The sequence below is a fragment of the Nocardia sp. XZ_19_385 genome, from assembly GCF_015355755.1.
In the GTDB taxonomy this organism is placed as follows: domain Bacteria; phylum Actinomycetota; class Actinomycetes; order Mycobacteriales; family Mycobacteriaceae; genus Nocardia.
The window spans coordinates 54,895-66,269 of record NZ_JACVEE010000007.1; the positions used below are offsets into that span (position 1 = coordinate 54,895).

Genomic DNA, 11,375 nt, shown 5'->3' on the forward strand with positions numbered 1-11,375 from the left:
GATCAGGCGACGAGGTCGGCCAGCTTGAGCAGCGAGGCTTCCAGCTCCTTGAAGGCGGTGCGCTCGATGGCCTTGCCGATCGCGCCGACCATCATCTGGCTGATGAACTCGGCGTCGATCTTGGCGATCGACCCTGCACCGTTGGCTTCGACGGACATGGTGAAGGTGACCTTGGCGTTTGCCATGCCGGCCCCGGAGATGGTGAAGGTATTGGGGGCGTCGTACTGGGTGACCTCCCAGACGATCGTGTTGGGCATACCCATGATCGAGACGACTTCGCTCATCTTGTCGCCCTGGGCGATCACGGTCGGAGCTTCGCTCTTCCACTTGTCGTGCAGGGTGTTCCATTCGGCATTGCGGCTCGGGTCGGCGATGATCGCCCACACCTTGTCCTGCGAAGCCGCGATTTCCTTGGAGGCCGATGCCAGTGCCATGAGTTGATTCCTTCTCGAATGTGTATGTCGGAGTGTGGGATTGCCGCAGCGCGGGATCAGCGCTCGGCGGGGCGGTAGGCGGTTACCACGGCGGATCCGCCGAGTCCGATGTTGTGGGCCAGGGCGACCTTGGCTCCGGCGACCTGGCGCTGGTCTGCCTGACCGCGCAGCTGCCAGACCAGCTCAGCGGTCTGCGCGAGGCCGGTCGCGCCGAGCGGGTGGCCCTTGGAGATCAGGCCGCCGGACGGGTTGACCACCCAGCGACCCCCGTAGGTGGTGTCGCCCGCGTCGAGAAGCTTGTGCGCCTCGCCCTCTGCGGCCAGGCCGAGCGCTTCGTAGGTGAGCAGTTCATTGGGGGCGAAGCAGTCGTGCAGTTCGATGACGTCCACGTCATCGGGGGTGATCTGCGCCTGCTCGTAGACCCGCTGGGCGGCCAGGCGGCTCATATCCGCGCCGACCAGGGTGATCAGGCTCTTGTTATCGAAGGTGCCCGGTACGTCGGTGACCAGCGATTGACCGACGATCTCGATCGCCTGCGCCGAGAGATCGTTCTCGATGACGAATCGCTCGCTGGCCAGGATCGCCGCACCCGAACCGTCCGAGGTGGGCGAGCACATCGGCCGGGTGATTCCCGCCGCTCCGTAGACCATCTTGGCGGTCTTGATCTCGTCCTCGGTGTAGCTGTCCTGGAACTGGGCGTACGGATTGTTCACCGAGTGGCGGTGGTTCTTGACCGCGATCTGGACGAAGTGTTCCGGTGTGGAGCCGTACTTCTCATTGTGTTCCAGCCCCGCCGCGCCGAACATCCACGGCGCGGGCGGGAACGCGATCTCCCGCAGTTCGGCCATGGCCAGCAGGTGTCGCTGCATGGGCGGCTCACGGTCTTCGTAGGTGTTGCCGAGCGAGCCGGGCTGCATCTTCTCGAAGCCGATGGCAAGGGTGCAATCCGCGAGCCCGCCTCGAATGGCTTGGGCGGCAAGGTACATCGCGCTCGAACCGGTCGAGCAATTGCTGTTCACGTTGAATACGGGAATGCCGGTCAGGCCGAGTCCATAGACGGCGCGGTGGCCCGAACACGAATCGCCGTAGCAATAGCCCGCATAGGCCTGCTGCACCTTGTCGTAAGCGATTCCGGCGTCTTGCAGCGCCTTGGTGCCGGACTCGAGTGCCATGTCCGGGTAGTCCCAGCCCTCGCGGCGGCCCGGCTTCTCGAATTTCGTCAGGCCGACGCCGATGACGAATACGCGGTTCTTCATCGTTCAACTCCTATGAATTACGCTGTGGGGCAGGGGAATCAGGCGATCTCGGCGATGCCGTCCTTGATGAGCGCGGCGCCCTCGTTGCTCGCGCTCTCGAAGGCGTAGATCTGCCGCCCCTCGGTCTCGCCGGTGTGCCAGATCGAGGTGGTCATCGTCTGTTCCGGTCGCGCGGGCTTGCTGAACCGCACCGCCAGGCGCTTGAGCCGGGTCGGATCGTCGACCGCGACCTGGGACAGCACCGCGTGCGAGGTGAACGCCATGGTGCACAGGCCGTGGATGATGATGCCGGGAAGGCCCATCTGCCTCGCGAATTCATCGTCCAGGTGGATCGGCATCGGATCACCGGCCGGTTCGGCGTAGCGGAAGGTCTGGTCCTTGTCGAACTGCTGCTCGACCATGAAATCGGCCGCGCGGTTGCGCAGTGATTCGTCGAAAGAGTGTGCGGGGGCGAGGGTTCCGGCCTCGTGCGGCCATACCCCACCCTTGAAGAATCCGGAGAAGTACTGCTCGTTGACCAGTTCACCGGCCGCGTCGCGGGTTTCGCCGATGGTGGTCACCACGACGCCGGTGGACTTGCCGTGAATGCCGAGGACCTTGGATCGCACGTGCAGCGTCTCGCCGGGAACGATCGCCCGGTGGAAGCGGAAGTCCTGCTCACCGTGCAGGATCCGGAACACCAGCTCGTCCGGGACGACCGACATGGTGTGGTCGGCCATATCCGTCAACGCGGGAACGACGGCGAACACCGGGGGAGCGTAGGTGCCGTCGAGGTGCTGCGAGATCGGGTCGTTGGTGGCCTCGGCGTACGCGATCGTACGTTCCTTCTCGACCGGGAATTCGATCTCGGTAGTCCAGCTGCCGATACCGTCGACGTTGAACGCGTGCTCTGACAAGTGCCGTCCTCCTCGGAGAAATAGTTCGCGTTTCACGGCCGGGCGACGGCGTGCTCGCTGATATTTCGAGGCTATGAACGGCGGAGCGTGGCGAGAATGACTCGTCCTCGCGCGGTTCGTGACAGAAACGCGCATGGTCCGCTGATACGTTGCAGTCTCGTCGATCCAGGAAGGAGCATGATGGCGAATCGCACCGTGGCGATCGACTTCATTCGGGCCGCCATGGCGACCGCCGCCGCGCGCGGGGTCGATATGCGCGGTGTGCTGCGCGATGCGCGCATCACTCCCGAGATGATCGGGCACGACCGCGTGCGCGTCACGCGGGAGCAGGCCGCCCGCGTCATGCAGTCATTGTGGGAGCGCACCGACGACGAGCTCGCGGGTCTCGGTCCGCGCCCCATCCCGCGCGGCACCTTCCGAATGATCACCCTGGGCATCATTCACACACCCGATCTGCGAGCCGCGCTGTCCCGCTTCACCGAATTCGTCATGCTCAGCACCGGATTGCGCTCGGAGCTGTCGGTGGACGGCGCACGGGCGCGGCTGGCGATCCACGGCAATCCGGAGTCACCGCTGGACCCACTGGTGGTCGATATCGCCGTCGCGGTCACCCACCGGTTCGCGTCGTGGTTGATTCGCAAGCAGATTCGGCTTACCGCGGTGGAATTGCCCTATCCCGCACCGGCGGACGGCTCCGAGTACCACCTCATCTACGGCGTGCTACCGACATTCGACGCACCGTGCGCCGCATTCACCTTCGACTCCATGTATCTCCCGGTCCCTGTGGTGCGCACCGAACCGGAGTTGGAGGAGTTCCTGCGCAGCGCGCCGGCCGGCTTGCTGTTCCGCAGTCGCTACGACGTGACCACCGCTGACCGCGTGCGAAACATTCTGGAGCGCAACACCTCCGCCGAATGGCTCAGCACAGAGGAAGTCGCCAAACGACTGTCCCTGAGCGCACAGCACGTGCGCCGTCTCCTGCGCGAGGAGGGCACCTCGTTCCGCGCGATCCAGGAGGACATCCTGCGAGACCGTGCGATCGAAAGCCTGGTCCAGGGCGAGGAAACGATCGAAGAGCTCTCCGAACGGCTCGGCTACTCCGAGCCCAGTGCCTTCCGCCGCGCCTTCCGCCGGTGGACCGGCATCGCCCCCGGTTCCTACCAGGGCACCACCGGTCCCTAGGAAGGGCGTCGAGGCAGGCGGGATACACCGCCCCAGCACAGGGTGACCGTCGCCTCGACCGCTTCGGATTTGGGAATCGGGCGTCCGGCTTCGAGCCAGTACTGTGCGGCGAACTGGCTGGCGCCGACCAGGCCGACCGCCAGGGTCCGGGCGCGGTGGTTGTCGAGCCCGGAGTTGTGCGAGACCAGGTCGAAGATCGCGTCGACGCACGCCTCGATGCCCTGGGCCGTGCGCCATTGCACCGAAGGCTCGCTGGGCACGTCGGATTCGAAGACCACCCGATAGCCCTGGGTCCGGTCATCGACGAAGTCGAAATACGCCTCGACGGCGGCCCGCACCCGCTGCTCGTTGTCGGTGGTGGACCGCAGCGCGTGCCGGACATTGTGCACGAGCACGTCGATATGGCCTTGCAGGACCGCCAGGTAGAGATCCAACTTGTTCGAGAAATGCTGATATAAAATAGGTTTGGATACTCCAGCGATCCGGGAGATGTTATCCATGCTGGTGGCGTAGTATCCGCCGGCGGCGAAGGCTTCACCTGCGGCAACCAGTAATTGCTCGCGTCGCCTGCTACGGCGTGCCCGGCGTGCGTCGCCGCTGCTCAGCACGGGGGGTTCGCTGCTCTCGCCGCTGGTTACCCAGCGCTGTTCAGGTGCTGTTGCGGCCATTGTCATGGTCCGACGGTATTGCGCGTTCCGCGCGGTTCCCAGGACAGCGAAGCGCGTGAGCGATGACCGAACCGCGCGTGCCGTACAGGTGCGTCCGAGCGTCGTTCACCGGGATTATTTCCCGGGTAGCGCGCCGTCGAGGCCGCCGACGTCGGTGATTTTCCAACCGGCGTTCTCGTCGATGGTGACGGCGTAGGTGACGGTGGTTTGGGTGCCCTGAGGGGTTTGGGCGCTGGCGGAGTTGACGTTGAGGAAGACGTTTACCTTGCGGATGCCGGCGGATTCGGAGGTGACTACCGCGGTGAGCGGGGTGGCGCTCGATTTCCATTGCAGGGGGAGCAGGATTTGTTCGAGTTGGGGAGCGGTGGCGTCGAATTTGGCGGCCAGTTGGGGGACGGTGTTGGCCTTGAGGTTGGTGAACCAGGCGGAGATGTTCTTGTGGTCGATGGTGGAGGCGCCGAGGGCGTAGTCGGTGGCGAGCTGTTCGGCGTGCTTGTCCTCGGATGCGCGGGCGTCGCGGTCGCGCAGGTCGCCGCGCGCGGACAGCCACAGCGCCGCGAACAAGCTCAGGCCGAGCACGAGCGCGGTGATCACCACACCGGTGAGCACCGTCGAGAGCCGGATTTCCTTCGGCGGCGCGGCCTTTCGAGGTGTGGGAGGCGCGGGCTTTTCGAGTTCGACTGTGCTGCTGACGGTTTCGGTCATGGTCATCTCCGGTGTCTATTTGACGTTGATGCGCAGGCGGACCGTGCCGTCGGGGCTCACGGTGTTCAGCGCCTGGGTGATCAATACGCCGAGGTCGAGTTGCCCGGCGGCGTTGCGGGAAGCGTCGAAAAGCGGACGCAGCGCGGGCAATTGGGCTGCGGTGCGTGGGCCGATCTTTTCCAGGTAGGCGGTCAGGTCGTGCAGGAACGGCACCAGGCCGTCCGGTTGCAGGAAGTCGCCGGGTTGGATGCCCTTGTCGAAGCTGCGGGTGGTGACGGTGATCGCATGGGTCAGCCGCGCACCGATATCGGCCCATTCCGGGCCGCCCGCAGTGAGAGCCGGCCCGGCCCAGGCCATATCGCCGCCGATGGTTTGCAGGTCGATCAGGAGCTGGCGGATGGTGTCGGTGCGGCTCAGGATGGTGGCCGCGAGAAGTTTGCTCGCGTGTTCCAGGCGCGGTATCTCGTTCTCGGTGCCGGTGGTCGCGGTGTCGACGGTCTGGACCAGCGCGGAGATGATCTTCGGATCGAGTTGGTCGAGTACCTCGACCACCCGCACCGACACCTCGGGGATTGTCATCGGAAGCTGGACGGATGCGGCGTCGATGCGCTGGTTGTCCGAGATGTACGGTGCGGTGTCCTTGATCGGCTCGAACTCGATATACGGTTCGCCCAGCGCGGACAGGTTCTCGATGCGCACCGTGCTGGCGGTGGGGATGCGCGGCGAATCATCGAGGCGCAGCGCGATTTCGATGCCGGCGGCGGTCTTGCCGACAGCGGTCACCGCACCGACTTCGATACCGGAGAGCAGCACCGGCGTGCCGACGCCGACCCCACCGGCCTCGGGCAATGTCATGGTCGCGGTGATGTGGTCGGCGAACGGGTCCATTTTCAGGACGCCGAAACCGGGATAGGAAATTCCGCTGATCAGCACCAAAACTATTGCGCCGAGGGAGAATACGGAACGTTTCGTCATCGCACCGCACCGATCATCCGCAGGGCCTCGAGCATTTTGGCCGTCTGATCACCCGGCGCGTCGCCGACCGTCACGGCGGTGATATCCACCTTGGGGCCGTGCTGTGCGAACGGAATGAGCTTGGTCTGAATGAGATCCATGAGCTTTCGGAGATTCGCCGGCGAGTTCAGATCCAGTGGCCGGGCCCCGAACAGCGCCGGTACCAGCGCGGTGGTGGTGGCGTCGAGCGCACCGACCAGCGGCCCGAGCCACGCCGCCGAGCGTGACACCGGCCCGAGGTCGCTGAATACGTACACCAGTTGGACAGCGGAATTCACGTTGGCGGTGACGTGCTCGACACCGTAATCGGTGAGCAGCCGATCCAGAATGTCGCGATCGGCCTGGACGAAACCGACCGTCGCCTGCAAACCCTCGAGTAACGAATCGACGCTGTCGAGGCGGCCCGCGACATCGATGATGTCGGTGCCGATCACACCGAAAACCCGTGCCGTTTCAGCCGGATTCTCGTCGAAGACCCGATTCAGCTGGCGCACGATGTCCTGAAAGTTGGTGATCGTGCCGCCGCCGACGGCCGTCGCGAGCCCGGCCATGGTGTCCTCGACCTGGGGGGAGGGTTTGGTAGCGGCGATCGGAATGGTCGCACCGTCGGTGAGTGTGGCACCGGTGGCCGCTACGGGGGTGGTCAAGGCGATGTGCACGTCACCGAGCGGGGTCGCCTGCCGCAGCTGCGCGGTGGTGGCCGTGGGCAGCCGGGCCGAGCTCGAAATCCGCACTGTCGCACGGACATAGCCGGTGGGCGGGCCGGATCGGTCCATTTCCGGGGTGATGATCTCGATCTCGTCGAGATTGCCGACCAGCACGCCGTTGGCGGTGACCTTGGCTCCGGGCGGCAAGTTCAGGGCGTCCGCGAATTGGATGTGCACCTGGTAGGTGTCGCCGGAGACCGTGGTGCCGGGAATGGGCACCTCCGAGGGATCGAAGGCGCAGCCGCCCAAGGCGAGCGCCCCGGCCAGGGCAACGGCCAAGACCTGAGATCGATTGCGTGACACTGTCATCGGGCTCCCACCTGTCCGAGAATGAGCTGCGCCAACTGCACGTGCACCAGGCCATCGCCGGGATCGGCGCACCGGCCGGGCGCCACCGCGTTGACCGCCGCGCACACCTGCGCGGCGGACTCGGCCGGAATCGCGACCCGGGCCGGCGCGTAGTCGAGCGCGGCGCGGCCGCTCACACTGTCGACGGAATTGCTGAACGCGGCGGCCAGCGCGGGCGTCATCCGAATGACCTCCAGCAGCGATCCGATCCCGGCCCCGGCCAACAGCAGCGCCGGATCCGCGGCGTCGAGCTCGCGCAATGCCCGGCCGCCGAACATGAGGGTGAGGTCGTTGAGCATGGGCAGCACATCGCCGATATCGGTGAGTACCTGGGTAATCGGCGGCACCGCCATGGTGTTGGCGGCATGCAACCCGGAGGGCAGCCCGGTCAGCACGGTCTCCACCTCACCCCAGCCATTGGCGGCGCTGCGGGCGAGTGCGGCCAGGGCGTCGAGCAGCCGGCCCAGATGCCCGATGCCGGCATCGGGTGATTTCAGCGCGGAACCGAGGGCATGCACCAGATCGTTGATCTGCTGTCCGCGCCCGTCGGTGGCGGCGTTCACCGCCGCCAGGCCCTCAGCCAGGCCGCGCTGCCGGGTGGGATCGTTGGCGCCGTTGAGCTCGTCGGCCAATTTCGCTATGGCGGAAAAGGTTTGGCTCAGGCTCTGCGGCGTGATGGTTTTGCTGATGCACTGTCCGGCGTCCCAGCCGGGACCGGCGGCCGGGCGGTTGCCGATGATCGCCAGCCGGCGATTGGCGACGAGGGTGTCCGACACCGTGGTCGCACCGACGTCGGGCGGTAGCTTCTCGTCGGCGGGCAGCTCGAAATCTACTCGGACGCCGGTTCCTGCCGGGGCGATGCGGGTGACAGTGCCGGACGGGATACCGCGGATGGTGACATTGCCGCCGGTGTAGAGCCCGATGCTGTCGGACATGAGCGCGCAGTAGGTCCGCATCGGAGGCTGCGGTCGCGCCAGGTGAAATCCGGCGACGACGACCGCGGCGAGCACCGCGAGTGTGGTCAACGAGAGGAAGGCGCGGGAGGCGAACAGGCGTTGAAGCATCAGCAGGTCCTTCCCGGCACCGGGACACACAGGGCCGGTGCGGTGATGGTGGTGCCGGACTGGTCGATCGAGACGCCGCCCTGCGGAGTGACCAGCGGTTGCAGCCGGGCACCGAATTCGCGCAGGGATTCGAGCAGTTCACCGAGCCGAGTGCCGATCTCGGTCAGCTTCGGGATCGATTCGGCCAGTGGCTGTGCCATCGGTTTCAGTGTCGACTGCCAGGCCTGGCCGAGCGGCACCACCCGTTGGACGGTCGAGGCGAGCAGGTCGAGTTGCTTCGCCACCTGGAATTTGTTGTTCTCGACGAGCGTGATCAGCACACCGAGGGTCCGGATCAAGCGGATGATCACGTCCTTGTTGGTGTCGATCGCGGACAGGTACTCATCGGCGACGGTCAACGCGCGGGAGATGTCGGCGTTCTGCCGATCCAGGATGTCGACAATGGTGCCGGCGGCGGTCAGGGCCTGCCCGATTCCGTGGGGGCTCTTGTCGATCGAGTTCTGTAGTGCGGCGAAGTCGCGGCGCAGCACGTCACCGTCGACCTTGCGGATAGGGGCGATCGCATCCTGGAACACCTGCGGCAGGCTGTAGGGAAGCACCACCCGATCCATAGGAATAGTGGTGTGGCCCAGGGGTTTCGACCCGGCGGGAATGAGCGCGACGTAGTGCCCGCCGACCACGGTGAGCATGCGGACGTCGAGGGTGGACTGTGCGCCGACGAAGACCTCGTCATCGACGGTGAACGTCATGGTGGCGCGGTCGGATCCCAGCGCCAGGGACCGCACCTTGCCGACCGTGACACCCGCGACCCGCACCGAATCGCCGGGGCGCACCGAGCCCGCGTCGGCCAGGTCGGCGGTGTAGGTCCGCTGTTCGGTGTCGGCGACATAGACGACCCCGACCCCGGCCAGCATGATCAGCACGAGGACCACACCCGCCAGACCCCAGCGCAGGTCCGATCGTGCCGCGGCCGGTTCGCTCTGCGGCACAGCGCTATTGCCGGAGAGCCGTTCGAGCAGACCGCTCGCTGCGGTGATCAGGGGTTGCACAGCGTGATCCTTTGGCCGCCGACGAACACCTGTAGCAGCTCAGGGGTCGCCGCCACACCCTTCGTGCAGGTGATATTCACTCCGGGGGCGGTTCGCGGAATGGTCGCACCCAGCGATTGCAGAAGTCCGGGAACGCGATTGAGCATGTCGACGGTGTCCTTGGGATTCGGGAACAGGGTGCGCAGAATGTTGTCGAGGTCCGGATTCGTGTTCGGGGTGAGCCCGAGAACGCCCACCATATGTTCGGCGGGCTCCAGCACCGGCGGGATGATGTTCGCGAAGTCGATCAGGCCGGTAATGCGCTGGGTGAGGGTTTCGAACAGCAGGGTGAGCTGCGACATCGAGGCGATGCTGTGCCCGGATTTACCGCCCAGATCCTGCGCGACGGTTCCGAGGTTGGACACCAGGGTCGAGATCACCGCCTGCCGGTCGGTGGCGTAGCCGCTGAGCCGCTCGATGGCGGCCAGCGCCGGCCCGAGACTGGTGCTGGTGCCATCGATTACGGCCAGCAGGCTGGTCGCGAACTGGTTCAGGTCCTCGGGCGTCAACTGGGCCAGCACCGGCTGCAGGCCGTTGAACAGGGCGGTGATATCGAAGGACGGGACGGTGCGATCGGTGCCGATGCGGGTGCCCGGGGCCAGTTTCGCGCTGGGTTCGGCGGATTGGCGGACGTCGAGATAGCGCTGCCCGGTGAGGGATTCGTAGCGGATGGCGAAGGTGGTGCCGGTGTAGAGGGCGTACTTCTCGCGCACCGTGAAGGTCACCCGCGCGCGGTCGCCTTCTAGTTTCACACCGCCGACCTTGCCGACGGCGACGCCGTGCAGTTTCACCTCGTTATTGACGAAAAGACCGTTGGCGTCGGTGAATTCGGCCGTGTAGGTGGCGGTGTCACCATCGACCGGCCGATTGATGGCTTGCAGGATCATGATGAGCAGCAACGCCATGGCCGCGCCGAAAGCGACGAGGCGGGCGATCAACGGCGGCATCGATTTCATCGCACACCTTCGGTAATGGCGGCCGGAAGTCCTTGCAGCAGTGGCACAGCCATGCCGGGAACGCCGCGCAGATCGAGGTCCACCCGCAACACCGGACCGTGGGGTGTATCGGGCAGCGCGGCACGGAGCCGGTCGAGTAGTTCGCTGATCTCCCGGGTCGACCGGTCAGACGGAGGCAGTGCCCGCGCGATCATGGTCAACAACGGAGCCAGTTCGTCGGTGTAGCCGTTGGAATAGCGTTGCGCGGTATTCAGCAGGGGCGGCAGGGCGGCGATGACCTGGTCGCGCACCAGCACGACACTCGCGTCGAAGCGCGCTCGGTCGCTGTCGGACATCAGTTCTGGGCTGTTGTAGAACGAATCGAGCACGCGCAGTAGACCATCCGGCGTGGGCGGCAAACCTTGCAGCGTCGATCCGTACTGTTCGAGCAGGAACGACGACGGCAGCCGCTGCGTGTCGGCGATCAATTGTGATGTGACAACAATGGTGTGGATCAGCGGCGTGAAGGCCTTCAGGTCGGTGGAGATCCGGCTCAGCACGGTGGCCAACTGCGGGGTGAGCACCTCGTTGGTGAGCTGCCCGACCGACTGCAGGACCGTCGAGATCGTCGCGTCGACGACCCGATCCGCGTGGCGCCCGGTCAGATCGACCTGTGCGTTCTCGGTGAGCGCCGTCCCGCCGCTACCGGATTTCAGGGCCAGCTCGCTGATGCCGAACAGGTTGCCCGGCGCGTACGCGACACTCAAGGTGTCGGTCAGCCCGAAGAGCTGATTCTTGTTGAGCTGCAGGGTGATCCGCTGCCGTCCGATGTCGGCGGTCGCGATCGCGGTGATCTTCCCGACCTTGACGCCGTCGAGGCGGATATCGCTGCCCTCCTCGACACCGTCACCGACCTGCTCGGTCACCAGGGTGACCGTCATCGACTCCGAATCATTATCGAGGGGCGCGATTCGCCAGGCGGTGAGCAGTACCGCGGCGATCCCGGCGGCGATCAGCCCGGTTCGCCGCGCACCGCGCGGACTGATGGAAACTCCCGGCATTCCGAATGCGGGCATGG

Annotated in this window: 12 protein-coding genes; 1 reads left to right on the forward strand and 11 read right to left on the reverse strand. The window is 65.7% G+C overall.

Features of this window, described 5'->3' with window-relative positions; genetic code table 11:
* Positions 1 to 2: 2 nt before the first annotated feature.
* The 3 genes from IBX22_RS35165 to IBX22_RS35175 are packed head-to-tail and all read right to left on the reverse strand — an operon-like array spanning position 3 to position 2,586.
* Positions 3 to 434: an SRPBCC family protein gene (locus IBX22_RS35165; RefSeq protein ID WP_194820156.1), complete on the reverse strand. Its 432-nt coding sequence runs from the start codon at positions 432 to 434 to the stop codon at positions 3 to 5.
* A 56-nt stretch (positions 435 to 490) separates the two neighbouring features.
* The gene (locus IBX22_RS35170; RefSeq protein WP_194820157.1) at positions 491 to 1,690 is read right to left on the reverse strand and encodes a lipid-transfer protein; all 1,200 of its coding nucleotides are present in this window, start codon (positions 1,688 to 1,690) and stop codon (positions 491 to 493) included.
* A gap of 38 nt (positions 1,691 to 1,728) precedes the next feature.
* On the reverse strand, positions 1,729 to 2,586 hold the full coding sequence (locus tag IBX22_RS35175; protein ID WP_228540129.1) for a MaoC/PaaZ C-terminal domain-containing protein: 858 nt from the start codon (positions 2,584 to 2,586) through the stop codon (positions 1,729 to 1,731).
* A 177-nt stretch (positions 2,587 to 2,763) separates the two neighbouring features.
* Here IBX22_RS35175 and IBX22_RS35180 point away from each other — a divergent pair, with 177 nt between their 5' ends.
* Positions 2,764 to 3,768, forward strand: a complete 1,005-nt coding sequence (locus tag IBX22_RS35180; RefSeq protein ID WP_194820159.1) for an AraC family transcriptional regulator — start codon at positions 2,764 to 2,766, stop codon at positions 3,766 to 3,768.
* On the opposite strand, the gene IBX22_RS35185 is transcribed toward IBX22_RS35180, so the two are convergent.
* From IBX22_RS35185 to IBX22_RS35220, 8 genes are all read right to left on the reverse strand, one after another.
* Positions 3,765 to 4,442 (reverse strand): TetR/AcrR family transcriptional regulator, encoded by a 678-nt coding sequence (locus tag IBX22_RS35185; protein ID WP_375540314.1) that lies wholly within the window; start codon positions 4,440 to 4,442, stop codon positions 3,765 to 3,767. The two genes, IBX22_RS35180 and IBX22_RS35185, sit on opposite strands and share 4 nt — an antisense overlap.
* Positions 4,443 to 4,550: 108 nt before the next feature.
* Positions 4,551 to 5,147, reverse strand: coding sequence for a hypothetical protein (locus IBX22_RS35190; protein WP_228540130.1), 597 nt, complete (start codon positions 5,145 to 5,147; stop codon positions 4,551 to 4,553).
* Between the two features lie 9 nt (positions 5,148 to 5,156).
* Positions 5,157 to 6,116, reverse strand: coding sequence for an MlaD family protein (locus IBX22_RS35195; protein WP_194820160.1), 960 nt, complete (start codon positions 6,114 to 6,116; stop codon positions 5,157 to 5,159).
* Positions 6,113 to 7,171, reverse strand: a complete 1,059-nt coding sequence (locus IBX22_RS35200; RefSeq protein WP_194820161.1) for an MlaD family protein — start codon at positions 7,169 to 7,171, stop codon at positions 6,113 to 6,115. The genes IBX22_RS35195 and IBX22_RS35200 overlap by 4 nt, the downstream gene beginning before the upstream one ends.
* Entirely contained in the window at positions 7,168 to 8,274 is a 1,107-nt protein-coding gene (locus IBX22_RS35205) for an MlaD family protein (protein ID WP_194820162.1), read from the reverse strand. Before IBX22_RS35205 ends, IBX22_RS35200 begins: the two co-directional genes overlap by 4 nt.
* Entirely contained in the window at positions 8,274 to 9,323 is a 1,050-nt protein-coding gene (locus IBX22_RS35210; RefSeq protein ID WP_309234921.1) for an MlaD family protein, read from the reverse strand. Before IBX22_RS35210 ends, IBX22_RS35205 begins: the two co-directional genes overlap by 1 nt.
* Positions 9,311 to 10,318, reverse strand: coding sequence for an MlaD family protein (locus tag IBX22_RS35215; protein WP_194820163.1), 1,008 nt, complete (start codon positions 10,316 to 10,318; stop codon positions 9,311 to 9,313). The genes IBX22_RS35210 and IBX22_RS35215 overlap by 13 nt, the downstream gene beginning before the upstream one ends.
* A complete protein-coding gene (locus IBX22_RS35220; protein WP_194820164.1) occupies positions 10,315 to 11,373 on the reverse strand; it encodes an MlaD family protein in 1,059 nt (352 codons plus the stop codon). The genes IBX22_RS35215 and IBX22_RS35220 overlap by 4 nt, the downstream gene beginning before the upstream one ends.
* Positions 11,374 to 11,375: the final 2 nt, after the last annotated feature.